Here is a 16422-nt window from a genome sequence, read left to right as displayed (position 1 = left end):
ACTTTGCGTATAGGTAGCATGCCAGTATTGTCGGTGAAAATCTTAGCTCTGTAACTATTCTTGTTTCTTCCACCTGTTTGCTTTTGTAATTATCGATTGATATCAACACACTTTTATTCTATTCCGTAAATCAGCAATGTGTATCATGGAACGAGAAAGATGGGCTACACGCCTTGGTTTTATCCTCGCGGCCGTCGGTAGTGCCGTGGGATTAGGGAATATTTGGCGATTCCCTTATATTACCGGTCAAGAAGGAGGTGCGGCGTTTTTGCTGGTATACCTGCTTTTCATCCTGATTATCGGGTTACCTGCAATTTTGCTTGAGTTTGTTGTTGGCCGGCGAACAGATCGCAATCCAGTTGGTGCGCTGAAACAACTTGCTACAGGGCCCTTCAGATATATTGGATACGTCTTTGTCGTAACAGGATTTGTTATTCTTTCATACTACAGTGTTGTCGCTGGTTGGACGATCCGATATACTCTGATTGGTATCACCGATGGATACAGTAACGCTATCGGGGAATATGAGGCTGATGCAGCAGGACTCGAAGACGTGTCTGCTGCAGCGTTATTATTCGATAATATCGCGACCGGCACTGAGGCCATGATTTTCCATGCTATCTTCATGGCAATCGTAATCTTCATTGTTGGTCTCGGTATTCGCCGTGGTATTGAGCTCGCAGTTAAACTGATGGTTCCTGCTATCATTGCGATTACCGCTGTCCTTGTCGCATACGCTTACACACTCGATGGAGCAAGTGAAGGATATGAGTTTTACCTCTCACCTGACTTTGGAGTAATTGCCTCAGACTGGACGAGTATTCTGCCGGCTGCTGCGGGTCAGGCATTCTTCACACTCTCGCTCGGTATGGGTGTGATGATTACCTATGCATCATATATTGGAGAAGATCGGAACCTTGCCAAAGACAGTGCTGCGATTATCGGTCTTGACACACTGATTGCATTCATCATCGGTCTTGTTATCTTCCCAGTACTCTTTACTGCTGGTGTAACGCCCGGTGAAGGTGGTGTTGGCGCACTGTTCATCGGCCTTGCTGAAGCATTTGCTGATGTCAGCGGTGGACGTATCCTTGGTACGATTTTCTTCTTTGTTGTCGCAATCGGTGCACTCTCCAGTGCTATCAGCATTCTAGAGGTAGTTGTTTCGTACGCAGTTGATGAACTGGGTGTTGAACGAATGCGCGCTTCAGCCGGCGCAGGTGGGTTAATCTTCCTGCTTGGACTTCTCAGTGCGTATGATCTTGTCCTACTGGACTTCTTCGACCTTCTTGTTGATGGAGTCTTGCTCGTGCTTGGTGCTCTACTGCTGGCTGCATTCATTGGCTGGCAACAGTCGGACTTTGCGATTGATGAACTTGGTAAAGGTGTCAAAGACTTGGGCGATTGGGGAACGACTTGGATTTGGATGATCCGTATTCCAGTTCTTATTGTCTTGGTTGTCTCACTTGTTCTTGGTATCCTTGACTACTGGGAGTTCCTCACTGAGGACTTCTCAGCCTGGCTCGATATCTGAGCTGACGTCTCGTTTTACTTTCTGATATCACAAACTCCATGTGGGGAGCACTAGGCAAACAAGCTAAAAGATAAGAAAGCAATCGGTATGCCCGCTTGATCAAGTTTGCTCTTGTCCGACAACGTGCTGAATTTCATCCTGTAATTGATGGATATCGAACGTATGGTCTGGCCGAAAGTAGACAAACTGTGCATACCGCTGTGCGTCCCTAACAATTCCTGCTCCAAGCATGTTGACTGCCATTGAAACACTTTCTCGATATCCAATCCGTGGTCCTAGCACTGCCAAGACCGATGCAACATCATACGCCTGTGCGGCATTCAATTGACCCTGTTGAATGGAAGTTGCATCAATAAAATATACCTCTCCATTAGCGATGAGAATATTTTCATCACGAATGTCTCCGTGTGCAAAATCGTGCTCATGCATTAATGCCAAATACCGTAAAATATCTTCTGCATACATACGCTGCTCATCGATAGCAAGTTGATCATACGTTCTGAACTCATCAAGATACTCAAGTACGACTACGCTGGATCCATCGTGTTCAAAATGATCAATTGTGTCTGGAGCATTGATCCCAATCTCTCGCATTTGACTAATCGTTTTTAGTTCGTGCTCTCCCATCGCCCTTGGATCTTCAAATTGACCGAAAAATCCTATTGTTCCACTCATCATTGCACCGGCATTGCGTGCTCGTGTCATCAGACTGTGGACCATTACGTTCTGAGAAGTAATTACCTTCACAAAGTACGCATCATCAACCACCAACGGGGTGGATAGCCAGTTATCTGCATTAAGAAATCTAATCCTTGCCTGATCTTGTCCGAGGCGAGTTACAAGTTTCAGTCCAATATCCTCTAGGTGCTCCCAGCTAACCGTTCCTCGGGCGAAGTCACGAATATCCACATATTGTTCTATGACAAAATGACGCAAAAATATTTGCAATTACCGAAGTGTTGATTTCCTCCACACGAGTGAAGTCGTGGGATTCCCACGGAACCGCACCGCTTGGTTGGGATATTGTGGTTTGAAACCGACAAGTGCTGGCTGAGCCAAGCAGCCGTTTCCTATCCGCCGGTGTGAGCGCGGTTCTGCCCCGGTGACTCGGAGGTACCGTTGTTTTACGTCGGCAGGCGCTAATTGTAGTAGACGGCAAATCAATTCTTGGATTCCGTTGAATATCCAGTCGAAGCTACGAGCGTGGAACGGGTCCCAGTTGTCGGCTTCATCCACACCCGTAAACGGGTGGGCGTTCGGCTTGCTACCGCTGTAAGTAGGAAGTCTTTATATCTTAGAATTCGGACATATAGATCTTAATTACTATGGCCACGCTCCGCCTTGGTCGTATGCGTTGATCACACGCTGTATTGCCACTACATATGCTGCAGTCCGCAGTGTTGGTAGATTCTTTTCTTCGTAAGTATCGATCAGTGTGTCAAACGCATTGACGATAACTGACTCTAGCTCATCGTTGACGCGCTTTTCATCCCAATAGAATCGCTGTCGATTTTGCACCCACTCAAAGTATGAAACAGTAACCCCTCCTGCGTTAGCCAAAATATCAGGAACGATATGTACGTCTTTGTCAGCTAGGATGTTGTCAGCTTTCGGAGTCAGCGGCCCGTTTGCAGCCTCACTAATTATATCGGCCGAGATATCGGAAGCAATCTCTTCATCAATTGCGTTTTCCAATGCTGCTGGAATCAACAGATCAACATCGAGTGTCAGTAATTCTTCGTTTGTAAGTTCGCTTTCTGCTCCTTCGTATCCTACAACACTGCCTGTCTCGTCTTTGTGCTCTCGAACCCGAACCGGATTTAGCCCTTCTTTTGAGTATACTCCTCCAGAAGAGTCGCTAACGGCAACAATCTGAGCACCCATCGAGTGAGCGAGTTTTGCTGCAATCCAACCAGCATTTCCGTATCCTTGTACGGCAACAGACGCACCCTCAATACTTCGGCCTAAGTATTCGAACGCTTCCCTAGCTGCAATAACTGTTGACCGACCGGTTGCTTCTACTCGTCCGGCACTTCCGCCGCTATCTGGGGCCTTACCCGTAATTACTCCAGGGGCTGTTGTATCTTCCAGCGTTTCGTATGTATCTTTAAACCAGTTCATTTCCCGCTGTCCGGTGTTCACATCCGGTGCAGGGATATCCTTCTCTTCACCGATCAGTGGTCGCAACTCTGTGGCAAACGCCCGTGTAATCCGCTCAATTTCATCAACAGAATAGTTCGATGGATCAATCGCAATGCCACCTTTTCCACCCCCAAATGGAATATCAACGACAGCACACTTGTATACCATCCAGCCGGACAGCGCTTTCACTTCATCGCGATTAACTCCTGGGTGATATCGAATCCCTCCTTTGTAAGGCCCTCGGTCACCATTAAATTGTGATCGGTATGCCTGAACGGTGTCAAGTGATCCATCATCACGCTTGATCGTAAGGTTCGTTTCAAGCACACGCTCTGGTTGTTTTAATCGCTCAAGCAATCCGTCATCAATATCGAGATATGAAGCCGCTTGGTCGAGTTGTTGTTGCAGACTCTTGAATGGGTTCACATCTTCGGTCATGGTGGGATAGTCTATACCCGAGTAAATAAGATTACGGATATAGATTCCACTTAAGAAAAAGGTTGATCTTATTCCCTATATTCATAACAATTAAACATATGTGTATAAATGACATTCCTGCTTTTAGCTCACTGGGGAAATATGATCTTCACTCTATAACCAAAACATAGTCAAGATCCCAACATAGATCCGCGGATTTACTATTGTCTGTACGAATAATAATACATGACGCGGCTGCTCCATACCGGTGATACGCATATTGGATATCAGCAATATCATTCACCGGAACGCCGTCAAGACTTTCTTCGCGCATTTGAAACGGTTATTGAAGACGCCATTGAGTTGGATGTCGATGCTGTCGTCCACTCCGGTGATCTATTTCAGGACCGACGACCTGATCTCCAAGATATACAGGGTGTTGTTAGTGCTCTTCGCCGACTCCGAGATGCATCTATCCCGTTTCTTGCAATCGTTGGGAATCATGAGGAGAAAAGAGATCAGCAGTGGCTTGATCTGCTTGCCGATTTGGACTTGACACACCGACTTGGATCAGATCCATACACTGTTGGGGATATTTCCATCTATGGGCTTGATTATGTCCCTCCGACCGAACGAGACGAACTGGAGTATGATTTTATCCCGGCCAATACCGAACACGCTGTACTTGTTGCTCACGGCCTCTTTGAACCGTTTGAGATTGGAGATTGGGATACAGAACGACTTCTAAGCGAGTCTAATATTTCGCTTGACGCCTTACTTTTGGGAGACAATCATGAGCCCGGTACGCGAAAAATAGATGATACGTGGCTTATGTATCCCGGCTCAACTGAACGCGCCAGTGCTACCGAACGCGAAAAGCGTGGGTATAACATCATTCGAAGTTCGAACGGCGACATTGAGATCAGCCGCCGAACAATTGAAACGCGACGATTTGTATTTGTTGATGTTGAACTGAATTCTGGACAGGGATTTGCGTATGCTCGTGATCGTGTTCGTGAGTATGACCACACCGATGCTGTTACAATTATTACTATTGAGGGCGAAGGGGAACAAATCACCCCAGGGCCGCTTGAAGAAATCGCCCTTGAGGAAGGAGCCCTTATTGCCCGAGTTAATGATCGGCGGGAGCTAGACGAAACTACGGATGACATGGATGTTAGCTTTGCCGATCCGGATGCAGCCGTTCGTGAACAACTCAAGCAAATGGATTTGAGCACTGTCAGTCGTGATCTAGATCAGGTGATTCGTGATTCTGCGATTGCAGACAGTAACGTTCGAGATTACGCTCATCAGAGCATCGAAGAAGCTTTAGATGAAGGACTGTCGTCGCTGCAGATAGATGATAAAACAGGTGATGGATCATCATCTTCTGAACCTGAACAGGTTGACACATCAGGTGACAGTTCTGATGATGGATCCAATCAGCAACTCTCAATGGGTGATTATCTATGAAATTCACCCGTGTGAAGTTAGAAAATATTCGATGTTACAAATCAACTGATCTCTCGTTGAACCAAGGTGTAACAGTTATTCATGGGCCAAATGGCAGTGGCAAGACCACTCTACTTGAAGCATGCTTCTTTGCACTTTATGGGTCTCGTGCTCTTGACGAAACGTTAAATCAGTTCGTTATGACTGGTGCTGAAGAAGGGTCCGTTGAATTATGGTTTACCCATAGTGGAGAAAAATATCACGTTCGTCGTCGTGTTCGAGTAACGGGTGACAGAGCAACCACAGCAGAGTGTATACTAGAAACACCAAGTGACACTATCAACGGTGCTCGAGATGTTCGAAGGAAAATCTCACAACTCCTTCGAATGGATTCAGAAGCGTTTGTCAACTGTGCGTATGTTAGACAGGGTGAAATCAATAAGCTCATCCATGCTTCTCCAGAGACAAGACAGGATATCATTGATGAACTTCTGCAATTGGGCGATTTAGAAAACTATCGTGATCGCGCTGGCGATGCCCGCTTAGCAGTCAGCGATTTCCTTGAGCGTGTTCAGGGTGAACTGTCTGGTATTCAGGAACAGATCGAAGAAAAAGAAGAGAAAAATCTCCACCAACAACTTAACAAACTTGAAACAGATCTCAACGAGATTACTGACGATATTAACCGCATTGAAGAGCAAAAAGCAACCGCGGAGGATACTTGTGACCGCGCTGTTGAGACCATCGAAGAATATCAAGAAAAGCGGCAGGAACTTGAAGAAATTAGTTCTGATATTGACCAACTCACCGAGAAGATACAGAACACCGAGCAGCAGCGTACAACGCTACAGTCAGACTTACAGAAGCTCAGAGAGAAAAAAACAGCCCTACAAAATAAGCGCGAAACCTTACAGGATGACCTATCTGAAGCTGTCAGTGCTGACTCTATCGAGCAAATAATCAAATCGAAGCGATCTGAGAAAGAAGAGCTCCGTAATTCAATTGAAGCCCTTCGCCGTGATATACAGCAACTCGAAAACGAGGCAGACACAGCGACGGACAGAGTTGAAAACCTCCAAGATGAAATCTCGTCGATACAGGATGAAATTGATACGATCAGCGACGAAATCGAGTCTGATCAGCAAACACTACAAAACCGAAAGGAGAAACTTGATACGCTGACAGAACAGCGCGAGACACTTTCTGACCAACTCACAACCGGTTCTGTCGAACCACCTGAACTTGATTCACATTACAGTGAACTAGAAGCAAAAAAAGAAAAGCTTCAGGAGGAGCTTCGCTCTCTTGTAGCCGATCAACAGACGCTTGAAGACAAAATTGAGCAGGCAAAGGAGCTTCGGCGTGCTGGCAAGTGTCCCAAGTGTGGACAACCAGTCGATGGATCCCCCCACGTTGATTCCATTGATGATCAGCAGCAAAAGTATCAATCAATTACTCAGTCAATTGAAAACAAGCGAGAGACGATTGAAAAAATAAACGAGCAACTTGAGGAAGTCTCACAACTCAAAGAAACAAGAACAGAACTTGAAACACTTGATGACCGAATCTCGACCGCTGAACAACTCATCTCTGAGCGCGAAGATTCAATTGAAGAGAAACAACAACGCATTGATTCTCTCCAAGCAGATATCGAGGACGCAGAGGCTAAAATTGAGAACAAGCAGGAAACAGTAGAAATAAACCGCCAGCAGGCAGCTGACAAACGAGAAGAAATTGCAACGTTAAATCAAGAACTCACAACGCTGCAATCAGAATTACAGACTACAGAAGAGCTGAAGGAAATAACAAGTCGTCTTGAGCGTATTCAGGAACAATATGAAGCAAAAAAAGAACAGCGGTCACTGCTTAAAGAGCAAAATGACGAACGAAAAGAAACGGTGAGCAGACTCAAGCAACAGCGTAAGGAGCTTAAAACAGAGTACAACACAGATCGTCTTGAGGAAGCCAAAAAAGAGCGTAAGCGGGCAAAAAAATACATTGAACAAGCTAACGACGAGCTTGAATCACTGACAGAACAACGAGACAAATTGCAAAACAAGATTGGTGGTGTTCGGGCAGAGCTAAATGAACTCGAATCGCTTCGCGATCGCGCAGAACAACTTCGCAAACGCGAAGCTGCTCTTGAGAACGTCCATCAAGAAGTTTCTGATCTTGAATCAATGTATGAAAATCTCCGTGCAACGCTTCGACAGCAAAATGTCAGTACGCTACAGCAACTCCTAAACGAGACTTTTGACCTGATCTATCGAAATGATGCTTACGATGAAATCGAACTTTCTGATGAATACGCACTCACCGTCTACCAGAAAGATGGCACACCACTAGATCCTGGCCAGTTATCTGGTGGCGAACGTGCTCTGTTCAATCTTAGCCTACGATGCGCAATCTATCGGCTCCTTGCTGAAGGGATCGATGGGGCCGCTCCAATGCCTCCATTAATCCTTGATGAGCCAACGGTATTCCTTGACTCAGGCCACGTCAAACAACTTGTGGAACTAATTAACACCATGTACGAGCTTGGTGTTGAGCAAATTATTGTTGTCAGCCACGATGAACACTTACTCGATGCTGCCGATGATCGGCTCACTGTTATGAAAGATCCTACGACGAACCGTTCATCCGTCAGCAAGCAGCAGGCAAACCCCCTCTAGTCGCTATTGTCTATCGATATTCTCGATTAAATTGTCGATATAGACGGTAGGCGAACAATCCGCAGAAGCCTCCAAGAGCAATCAAAAATAGGCCTTCCTGTTGCATTCCCTGTATTACCCAGAGGAGAACCCCCACACAGACAAACAAAATAAGCCCGTTAACAAAAAGCACTGTTCTCCAAAAGTGCCGACGGAGATCCTTGGGTATCTCTTCTTTGTCCGGTAATTCTTCAACTAATTCCTCCCCGGATGTATAATCAAAATCCGGCTCTGAGGCTTCTTCCCCAGGAGTGGGAATATTGTCTGTGCTTGACTCATCCTCTTGGGCCATATACATACTATCGAGTAGTGTCGGAAAAGCACCTAGATTGCTTGTCGCCTTCATACGGTATTTACATATGCAGTGTGTATAAGCCTATGATGGAATGTGGCGCTGCAGATGTATTCACTGATATGGGTACTATCGGGGTTGAAGAAGAATTTTATATCGTTGACGACCAGGGGCGTCCGATTTCTGGCACAGATACGCTTGTGTACAATTCCACGCCACCTGACCTTCTAACCGGCAAGCTCGACCACGAATTATTCAAGTGCGTTATTGAAACGCAAACATCAATCATCGAAGATTTTGAGAATGTCCACGATGTGGTTGAAGCAACACGGTCTGCACTCTGTACGCACGCTGAGAACCACGGTATGCGGATTGCTGCTGCCGGTCTTCATCCGACTGCGAACTGGCGTACACTTGAACACGCAGAAAAACCCCGGTATAAAGAGCAACTTGACCGAATACAGTATCCTCAGCATCGGAATCTGACTGCTGGTCTACACGTTCACGTCGGTGTTAATGACCCAGATAAGGCAACATGGATTGCAAATGAACTTCGATGGTACGTTCCGATTATACTGGCATTATCTGCAAATTCGCCATACTGGTGCGGATTTGATACTGGCCTCCAGTCAGCTCGTGCAAAAATCTTTGAAAACCTTCCTAACACGGGAATCCCTACATCGTTTTCGGATTTCTCTGAATACCGCCAGTATGAGAAAAAAATGCTTGAGACTGGCTCCGTGAATGACCGTGGTGAGATATGGTTTGATGTCCGTCCCCACACCGGGCACGGAACTGTCGAGGTGCGTACACCAGATGCACAGGTTCGGGTTGACCGCGTTGTCGACTTTGTCGAATATGTTCACGCTCTCGTTCATGATCTAGCTGATCGATACACAGACGGTGAATCACAGACTGACATTCGTCGTGAAATCTTAGACGAAAACAAATGGCGAGCAATTCGACACGGACATGAAGCAGATTTCATCCTTCCATCTGGAGACCCTGAATCGCTTGATTCAATCATCACTAGACACTGTGACCGGCTCGATATAACTGGTATTCGCCGAATGTTTGATGAACAGAGTGGTGCAGAACAGCAGCGTGAGTGTCGTCAAAACCAGGGAGTCGATACGCTCTGTGAGTCACTTCTTTTGTGATCTTGTATTTTAGCTGATTTTAGGCGGTAAGCCCCCTTCCTCAAGGAGCAACGCAGGCCGAAGGCCGAGTAGCGCAGTAGGGAGGGGATACACCGCCGTCTTCGTCTCTCAGACACATTCTCCACTCAACCCACAGCCCCACGAACCGGCAGATTTATGTTGAAACAATGTCTAAACTCTGGTGATGGATAGACACGAAATTGAAGGCCACGAAGTCATCGACGGCGAGGTGAAACCCACCGGCAACGGCGCACACGTCCTCGTCCCAAAACGCTGGCGCGGCGCAGACGTGAAAATCGTCCGTACATCAGAACCGACCGAGTAACCAATGCACTACGCCTACAGATTCCAACTCAAACCAACTGACCAACAACGTGAGGTGTTGGATTACCACCGCGATACCTGTAGGCAACTCTACAACCACGCGCTCAGAGAGTTTGACAAAATTCCCGAATCGGCGGGAACACTCAATCAACGTGTACGACAAGTCCGTGACCAACTTCCCGCCCTCAAAGACTGGTGGGATGAATTAAACGACCTGTACGCAACGGTCGCACAAGCTGCTGTCATGCGGATTGAAGACAGTATCAAAGCGCTCTCTGAACTGAAAAAGAAAGGGTACAGCGTCGGCAGTCTCAACTGGAAACTTCCCAGAGAGTTCCGCAGTTTCACGTATGTTCAGTCTGGCTTCGAGTTCGACAAGAAGAACGGCCAGACTGTCCTTTCACTGTCGAAACTTGCGGATATTCCAATAGAGTGTCACCGAGACATCCCCGACGATGAAACAATCAAAGAAGTCACACTCAAGAAAGAACCCACTGGAGAATGGTACGCTTCTCTCGCCGTTGACGACAAAGAAAAACCGGAGAAACCGTCACTGGATGAGATTAACACTGACGACATGGTTGGCATTGACGTGGGGATTCTGAAGTACGCCCACGATACGGACGGTGTGGCAGTTGGCTCACTTGACCTTTCGGACGAGCGCGACCGCTTGGAACGGGAGCAACGGAGTCTCTCGCGCAAAGAACATCGGTCGAACAACTGGGAGAAACAACGCCAGATAGTAGCAGAGTGTCATCAGCAAATCAAGCGTAAGCGGCGTGATTTCCTGCACAAACTCTCGGCATACTACGCTCGGGAGTATGACCTTGTGGCTGTTGAAGACCTCAACGTGAAAGGAATGCTGGAATCGCCGCGCAACAGCCGCAACACGGCGTCTGCGGCGTGGAATACCTTCACCGAACTACTGGAATACAAGTGTGAGCGAGAGGGAACGCACTTCGTTGCGGTTGACCCAAGGGGGACGACCAAAGAGTGTGCAGAGTGTGGTGTGGAGACGGATAAACCACTGTGGATACGTGAACATTCGTGTCCATCATGTGGGTTTGAAGCGGATAGAGATTTGAATGCCGCGTTGAATGTTCTTTTTCGCGGTCTTTCTGAACTAGGAATGGGACACTCCAAATCAACGCCTGTGGAGACTGCGCTCCCTGCGGGAACTGCGGTTGTTCCTGCAAAGCGCGTCGTGGAAACAGGAAGCCCCACCCTCAAGAAGCGACCCGCGTCAGCGGTGAGCGAGTAGGGTGGGGTAGTTCACTGCCGAGCATTGGAACTTAGTCTTTTGGCTGGTATGCTAGTATATATCATTACTGTAAGGCTTTTTACTCCTGAACGTTTTTGTTCTTCTAGAAACGACTTATGTCCGATGAAAACACAGAGAATCAGTCAAAAAGAGATGACATTTCAGAACGACTTGAAGAGAGTGCTGACCGAGCAGTTGAAGGGTTTGATCAACGCCTAGTTGACCTACTGGCTTGGATCTTAGAAACGGAGACCAAAGCTCGAATTTACATTTACCTGCGACAAAACCAGCAATCAACAAGTGAAGAGGTGGCTGAAGGAACAGGTCTCTATCCAAGCACCGTCCGTGAAGCTCTGGCAGAGATGGCTGACGATGAGATTGTTGAGCGTAGTAAGCGGTCAAGCGAAGGTGCTGGTAACAATCCATATGAGTATTCGGCGATGGCTCCGAGTGATTTGATTTCCTCAACAAAAGGGCAAATCCAAGATCAACTCAATGCCGTATTTAACCTCGACGCATACACTAGTAGTACTTCTGAACCTGAGTCAGACCCTGTAACTATTACTGTCGAAGATGACACGGATGATGAATCCGATCATACTTCGTCTGAAGATATCATCTCATCTGACTCGTCTGAATCTGAAGAAGGTGACGAAGACGATTCGTCTCCTGATGATTCAAATGATGAAGAAACCCGTGAGTAAGAATAAATAGTTACGTTTTAACTATTCTTTTCCGTTCTTTTATACTGGTTGAGAACAATTTCCAGACATATGCGAGTTGCGTTAGGCGGGACTTTTGATCCTATTCACGATGGCCACCGGGAACTTTTCAATCGGGCGTTTGAACTGGGAGATTCTGTTATTGGGCTCACAACTGATGAACTGGCTCCAAAAACACGCGACGAACAACGTCCTATTCGACCGTATGAACAACGAAAGGCTGATCTCCAGAGTGAACTCAGCCTTCTTGCCGAACAGCATGATCGAAACTTCGAAATTCGGCCTCTTTCTTCTCCGACGGGTGTTGCAAGCGAACGATCTGAACTTGAGTACCTTGTTGTGTCGCCAGAAACTGAACCAGCAGCTCACGAGATTAATGAACTCCGGAAGCAAAACGGATACGCTCCTCTTAATATAGAGGTCGTAGATCACGTTACTGCAGAGGATGGAGGTATTATTTCTAGCACACGGATTCTACGCGGTGAAATCGATCAACATGGAAATGTTGTGTCAAAGCAGGAGGCACAGCATGCTGACTTTCAGTCTTAATATATAACCGATATATTTGTTCATATCGCTGATTCTGCACAACCGATACGAAGTGACTGTCTTATGACTTATTCTGAGGTGTTTACTGACCCATGAGGAAGCTTTGAACTTGTCTGACGAGGCAGGTTTTCCAAAGCCTCCTATGAGGTGATTTACTCAGCAGTTCTTACCATGCGGGTGGAGTCAGTCCAGCAATCTTGATTCGTTCCTTCCAGTACTGTTGTACACTCAGTCTGGCTACATCGCAGGCGTCTGCTACTTCTGTTTGCGATGGATTTTCCTCAGCAATTAGTGCCCCTGCGTATAAACTCGCAGCCAGAGCGGTTGGCTTTGACTCATCTTCCTCCGGAACATCCGCTAGGAAGAGATCTACTGCTGTAGTATAGGCCTGTTCACTAAACCCAAGCTCATTGACGGCAGATTCTAGCCTTTCAATCCACTGTTGATGCTCAACTTGATCTCTTGCCCTGTACATCTTTCTGTGGATTTCAGGGATGTAAGGGTATTTTCTTTTCGAAAATACCAATGACTACCCCCTCTTGCTTATTCCAGAAATTAGCTGGATTGCCGATTCATTTATTCGACGCCGCTCCCTATTGTCCTGGGCTCCACCCACATACTGAACATGTTACTGCCTCTGTGTCGTGGATTCCGCCGCATTCCGGACATTGTTTCTTATTATATTCCGTCTCCCATGATGCGGTTTCGTGACCACGCTGGGAGAGAAACTGATCAATTAGCTCCTCTTCGGAGTCATTGGGAGCAGTTGCCATACATGCACATGATTGTCACACAAGAATATAAATCTGTGGGAAACATTCACAATTTGGATGAATGTTGACTTTTTGCCGGACGATGGTATAATTCACCGGACAGTATTACATCCCGGAATATACTTGTTTGTTCCCGTTCTCTTTTTTGATGTTTTCAATGTCTTCAGAGGTCCCACTTGCTTATCGCAGCCGCTCGCCCTCCTCTTCTGTAAATGGATCAGCCCCCGCGGTGATCTTTTTACACGGCCGGGGAGCAGATGAAACCGACCTCCTACCAATCGCAAAACAACTTCCAGACTACATGCATATCTTCAGCGTCAGAGGTCCAATTGACTTCGAAGATGGATATGCATGGTACAATCTTTCCGTCGACCAAGGTGGCCTGCATAACAGTCAGCCTGATACGGATAGCTTCCGCACCAGTAGTTACCGACTTGCAAAATTCATCGACTATATCTCTTCCAAGTATCCAATCGACTCCAGCAAGATCGGGTTGTTTGGATTTAGCCAAGGCGGAACACTTGCAATCGGCACTGCCATCGAAGCCCCAGACAGAGTTAACTGGGTTGTTGCTCTTAATTCATATCTTCCAGATGTCCATCAGTCTGTCTCAAAATTAGCTAATGCCCGCAGTGTCTCAATGTTTCTTGCCGCTGGCGAGCTTGATGTGGTGATCCCAGAAGAGCGAACAGAGCGTGCCAGTAATCGGCTCCGTGACGTCGGCGTTGACGTTACCTACAAGACGTACACTGTCGGACATGGAGCTACCGACGCTGAAATTCAAGACACAGTACGCTGGATACAACAACAAGTATAGTCTCTTTCCGTCTGAGCCCGTGATCAATATCTTCGATGATTACTATCTCTTTTTGACACCCGAGCTTCTCGGGAAACAAAGTACACCTTTCGCTATGTACGATTGTCCTCTGAAAAATTCTATGGGTTCGGGCGGATTCGAACCGCCGATCTCGGCCTTGTAAGGGCCGCGTCATAACCACTAGACCACGAACCCACATTTACAATGACGGTAAGGGCGTAAAAAACGCTTCCGACTTCTACCGAAAAGAAAGTTGCACACATTTTCTTAGCAGTTGTTGAATGTACAAACAGTTCAATATTCGACACTGGGATTGTGGCGTGCTCTGGACTGAAAAACAAACTTGTGGTACTGACAACGGTTAGAAGGTCCAGCCCACATCTACAGGCGTGGCAGGCCAAGTGCCTCGAAGCTCGCCCTCGAGGCCGTCGACAATGCTACCCAAATGCCTCTCTATCAAAATTCTTCTTTCCGGGGTCTATTCCTTCATAAGAGACTTTGGTGGCTGCTCAGTAAATTCCCGCAACTTTTTGATTGCACTGCTATCTCCCACGGCAACAAGTATATCATCTTCTTGGATTCTCATCGATGGATCAACTTCCGTAATCAACTTACCTTCTCGCTCGACAGCAACGACTGTACAGTTTGTTTGACGTCGAATATCCACCTCTCGTAGTGTCTTCCCAGCAAGTTTTGGTGCTGTTATCCGACCAAATTCGAATCCTGTTTCAGGTGTAATGAGTCCCTCTTCTGGTAAAACTCGGTCAGCGATTATCTCACCGGTAATCGTTGGCAACGACAGGACATACTCCGCTCCCGCACTGTACAACTTCCAGATATTGTTAGGATCGTTTGCCCGAGCGGTTACTTCAACTTCTGGCAGTAGTTCCTCAAGCAACAACGCGGTTGCAATCATAGCCGTGTCGTTACTCAAAACCAACACGACAGCATCGATGTCATCCACGTTAATCTTGTCCCAGGTTCTCTCCTTTGACACGTCTCCAGTAACATCTGTATCAAGCGATGGATCGATATCTATTGTTGTTACATCAATCCCTGCTCGCTCTAGCTCTGCCTCTACGGTCTGTCCGACAAATCCATATCCACATATGGCAACTGATGAAATTTCACCTCGAGGGGCCGGGACTGGATCTAGCTGTTGTTCTGCAATTTGGCCTTGGTCTCCGACAACTAATAGGATCATGTTCTCCCGAATAGTTGTGGATGGATGCGGTGTGACGACAAATCGGCCATTGTGCCAGAGCCCGACAACAGTCAGTCTACCGCTTCCGAACACTTCTGCATCTCTGATTGATTGTCCAACCAACTGGCTGTTTGGCTCGACAAGGACCTCAAGCACATCAATCTCTGACTCAACTTCGATTGAATCGCGAAGCTCTTCTGCATAGAATGTTGTTGCCTTAGACGCGAGACTTTCTCCAAGGATTTGTTTTGCCTTTATTACACGATCAGCGCCAGCGAATTGATGCTGAGATGCGATTTCACTGTCTGCTACGGAACTGATAATTTCAATTTCCGGCTCGAGTTGTTTGGCAGCCAAAATAATCGACGAATTTGTCTGATCATCAACATCCGTAATCAATGTCTTTGCCTCTGCGATGTTTGCTGCCTCTAACGTTTCTAATTGCGTTGGATCTCCGTGGATCACATTTATTTCGTTCTGTGCTAGCCTACGAACGGTTTCTCGATCATCGTGTACAAACACATACGGCATGTCAGCCGATTCAAAGTGTTCCCATAGCACTCGGCCGGACGGAACTTCAGAGCAAATAATTACGTGATCTGCCTCATCTGTGGAGGTCGGAACTTGCTCTTTTATCGCTTCCTGTAGCAACGGCACTGCAAATGCTGGAATGCCTAGGAAGACAAGTGCTACTCCAGTCAGGTTCATCAACACAACAAAGAGATTTACTTGTGGAGTTGTCCAGTTGTCTGTATCTCCTCCAAACCCAGCCGTTGTTAAGGTTTCTACCACCTTCTGCAGCGAGTCGTGGTATGCTTTTTCGTGAACACTTGGCTCGAATGTGAGTAGCAACCAATGGTAAATAATAGTATATAAAATGATGGTTCCGATGAAGAGCCCGGCGAAGTACATCAGACGTTCACGAAGCGACGTACCAAATATATTCATATCGTATAATCAGTCCTTATCAGGAACTACGCAATTCTTGTAATATGCCTCTTTTGTTCCTCGACAATCCTCATTCTCAGCGGTCTATCGTCTAACCTCTCTATTCTTGGAAGCGG

The 16422-nt window shown here is 46.8% G+C and carries 15 protein-coding genes and 1 tRNA gene; 9 read left to right on the top strand and 7 right to left on the bottom strand.

Going from position 1 to position 16422, the window contains the following annotated elements; genetic code table 11:
- The first annotated feature begins 145 nt into the window (after positions 1–145).
- Complete coding sequence (locus K0C01_RS01170) at positions 146–1534, top strand: sodium-dependent transporter (RefSeq protein ID WP_259372384.1); 1389 nt, start codon at positions 146–148, stop codon at positions 1532–1534.
- A gap of 99 nt (positions 1535–1633) precedes the next feature.
- Here the strand turns inward: K0C01_RS01170 and K0C01_RS01165 are convergent, their stop codons facing one another.
- Both K0C01_RS01165 and K0C01_RS01160 read right to left on the bottom strand, forming a co-directional pair.
- The gene (locus K0C01_RS01165) at positions 1634–2443 is read right to left on the bottom strand and encodes an RIO1 family regulatory kinase/ATPase domain-containing protein (RefSeq protein WP_221170249.1); all 810 of its coding nucleotides are present in this window, start codon (positions 2441–2443) and stop codon (positions 1634–1636) included.
- 414 nt (positions 2444–2857) lie between these two features.
- A complete protein-coding gene (locus K0C01_RS01160) occupies positions 2858–4114 on the bottom strand; it encodes a Glu/Leu/Phe/Val family dehydrogenase (RefSeq protein WP_221170248.1) in 1257 nt (418 codons plus the stop codon).
- Between the two features lie 225 nt (positions 4115–4339).
- Here K0C01_RS01160 and mre11 point away from each other — a divergent pair, with 225 nt between their 5' ends.
- A complete protein-coding gene (gene mre11 / locus K0C01_RS01155) occupies positions 4340–5566 on the top strand; it encodes a DNA double-strand break repair protein Mre11 (protein WP_221170247.1) in 1227 nt (408 codons plus the stop codon).
- On the top strand, positions 5563–8217 hold the full coding sequence (gene rad50 / locus K0C01_RS01150; RefSeq protein WP_221170246.1) for a DNA double-strand break repair ATPase Rad50: 2655 nt from the start codon (positions 5563–5565) through the stop codon (positions 8215–8217). Before mre11 ends, rad50 begins: the two co-directional genes overlap by 4 nt.
- A gap of 10 nt (positions 8218–8227) precedes the next feature.
- On the opposite strand, the gene K0C01_RS01145 is transcribed toward rad50, so the two are convergent.
- Positions 8228–8602: a DUF7322 domain-containing protein gene (locus tag K0C01_RS01145; protein WP_221170245.1), complete on the bottom strand. Its 375-nt coding sequence runs from the start codon at positions 8600–8602 to the stop codon at positions 8228–8230.
- Positions 8603–8637: 35 nt separating this feature from the next.
- Between K0C01_RS01145 and K0C01_RS01140 the strand changes: the two genes are divergently transcribed.
- The 5 genes from K0C01_RS01140 (at position 8638) to K0C01_RS01120 (ending at position 12564) form a co-directional block, all read left to right on the top strand.
- Positions 8638–9708: a glutamate--cysteine ligase gene (locus tag K0C01_RS01140; RefSeq protein WP_221171162.1), complete on the top strand. Its 1071-nt coding sequence runs from the start codon at positions 8638–8640 to the stop codon at positions 9706–9708.
- Between the two features lie 184 nt (positions 9709–9892).
- On the top strand, positions 9893–10033 hold the full coding sequence (locus tag K0C01_RS01135; protein WP_397541138.1) for a DUF2080 family transposase-associated protein: 141 nt from the start codon (positions 9893–9895) through the stop codon (positions 10031–10033).
- A gap of 3 nt (positions 10034–10036) precedes the next feature.
- Positions 10037–11293, top strand: coding sequence for an RNA-guided endonuclease InsQ/TnpB family protein (locus K0C01_RS01130; protein ID WP_221170243.1), 1257 nt, complete (start codon positions 10037–10039; stop codon positions 11291–11293).
- Positions 11294–11409: 116 nt separating this feature from the next.
- Positions 11410–11997, top strand: a complete 588-nt coding sequence (locus K0C01_RS01125) for a winged helix-turn-helix domain-containing protein (protein ID WP_221170242.1) — start codon at positions 11410–11412, stop codon at positions 11995–11997.
- Between the two features lie 69 nt (positions 11998–12066).
- Positions 12067–12564 (top strand): phosphopantetheine adenylyltransferase, encoded by a 498-nt coding sequence (locus K0C01_RS01120; protein WP_221170241.1) that lies wholly within the window; start codon positions 12067–12069, stop codon positions 12562–12564.
- Positions 12565–12730: 166 nt separating this feature from the next.
- Here the strand turns inward: K0C01_RS01120 and K0C01_RS01115 are convergent, their stop codons facing one another.
- Both K0C01_RS01115 and K0C01_RS01110 read right to left on the bottom strand, forming a co-directional pair.
- Entirely contained in the window at positions 12731–13039 is a 309-nt protein-coding gene (locus K0C01_RS01115; protein ID WP_221170240.1) for a cyclin family protein, read from the bottom strand.
- A 118-nt stretch (positions 13040–13157) separates the two neighbouring features.
- The gene (locus K0C01_RS01110) at positions 13158–13337 is read right to left on the bottom strand and encodes an HVO_0416 family zinc finger protein (protein ID WP_221170239.1); all 180 of its coding nucleotides are present in this window, start codon (positions 13335–13337) and stop codon (positions 13158–13160) included.
- Positions 13338–13494: 157 nt separating this feature from the next.
- Here K0C01_RS01110 and K0C01_RS01105 point away from each other — a divergent pair, with 157 nt between their 5' ends.
- On the top strand, positions 13495–14154 hold the full coding sequence (locus K0C01_RS01105; protein WP_221170238.1) for an alpha/beta hydrolase: 660 nt from the start codon (positions 13495–13497) through the stop codon (positions 14152–14154).
- Between the two features lie 122 nt (positions 14155–14276).
- Here the strand turns inward: K0C01_RS01105 and K0C01_RS01100 are convergent.
- Both K0C01_RS01100 and K0C01_RS01095 read right to left on the bottom strand, forming a co-directional pair.
- Positions 14277–14349, bottom strand: a tRNA-Val gene (locus K0C01_RS01100).
- Positions 14350–14632: 283 nt separating this feature from the next.
- The gene (locus K0C01_RS01095; protein WP_221170237.1) at positions 14633–16306 is read right to left on the bottom strand and encodes a potassium channel family protein; all 1674 of its coding nucleotides are present in this window, start codon (positions 16304–16306) and stop codon (positions 14633–14635) included.
- Positions 16307–16422 lie beyond the last annotated feature (116 nt).

The sequence above is a fragment of the Salinarchaeum sp. IM2453 genome (assembly GCF_019693215.1).
In the GTDB taxonomy this organism is placed as follows: Archaea; Halobacteriota; Halobacteria; order Halobacteriales; family Salinarchaeaceae; genus IM2453.
This window is presented reverse-complemented; position numbering and strand designations above follow the sequence as displayed.

Excerpts from the sequence above, each read along its gene's own strand:
- K0C01_RS01110 (WP_221170239.1), bottom strand. The coding sequence starts at position 13,337 with ATGGCAACTGCTCCCAATGACTCCGAAGAGGAGCTAATTGATCAGTTT.
- K0C01_RS01125 (WP_221170242.1), top strand. The coding sequence starts at position 11,410 with ATGTCCGATGAAAACACAGAGAATCAGTCAAAAAGAGATGACATTTCA.
- K0C01_RS01130 (WP_221170243.1), top strand. The coding sequence starts at position 10,037 with ATGCACTACGCCTACAGATTCCAACTCAAACCAACTGACCAACAACGT.
- K0C01_RS01145 (WP_221170245.1), bottom strand. The coding sequence starts at position 8,602 with ATGAAGGCGACAAGCAATCTAGGTGCTTTTCCGACACTACTCGATAGT.
- K0C01_RS01105 (WP_221170238.1), top strand. The coding sequence starts at position 13,495 with ATGTCTTCAGAGGTCCCACTTGCTTATCGCAGCCGCTCGCCCTCCTCT.
- rad50 (WP_221170246.1), top strand. The coding sequence starts at position 5,563 with ATGAAATTCACCCGTGTGAAGTTAGAAAATATTCGATGTTACAAATCA.
- K0C01_RS01120 (WP_221170241.1), top strand. The coding sequence starts at position 12,067 with ATGCGAGTTGCGTTAGGCGGGACTTTTGATCCTATTCACGATGGCCAC.
- mre11 (WP_221170247.1), top strand. The coding sequence starts at position 4,340 with ATGACGCGGCTGCTCCATACCGGTGATACGCATATTGGATATCAGCAA.
- K0C01_RS01170 (WP_259372384.1), top strand. The coding sequence starts at position 146 with ATGGAACGAGAAAGATGGGCTACACGCCTTGGTTTTATCCTCGCGGCC.
- K0C01_RS01160 (WP_221170248.1), bottom strand. The coding sequence starts at position 4,114 with ATGACCGAAGATGTGAACCCATTCAAGAGTCTGCAACAACAACTCGAC.
- K0C01_RS01140 (WP_221171162.1), top strand. The coding sequence starts at position 8,638 with ATGGAATGTGGCGCTGCAGATGTATTCACTGATATGGGTACTATCGGG.
- K0C01_RS01115 (WP_221170240.1), bottom strand. The coding sequence starts at position 13,039 with ATGTACAGGGCAAGAGATCAAGTTGAGCATCAACAGTGGATTGAAAGG.
- K0C01_RS01135 (WP_397541138.1), top strand. The coding sequence starts at position 9,893 with ATGGATAGACACGAAATTGAAGGCCACGAAGTCATCGACGGCGAGGTG.
- K0C01_RS01095 (WP_221170237.1), bottom strand. The coding sequence starts at position 16,306 with ATGAATATATTTGGTACGTCGCTTCGTGAACGTCTGATGTACTTCGCC.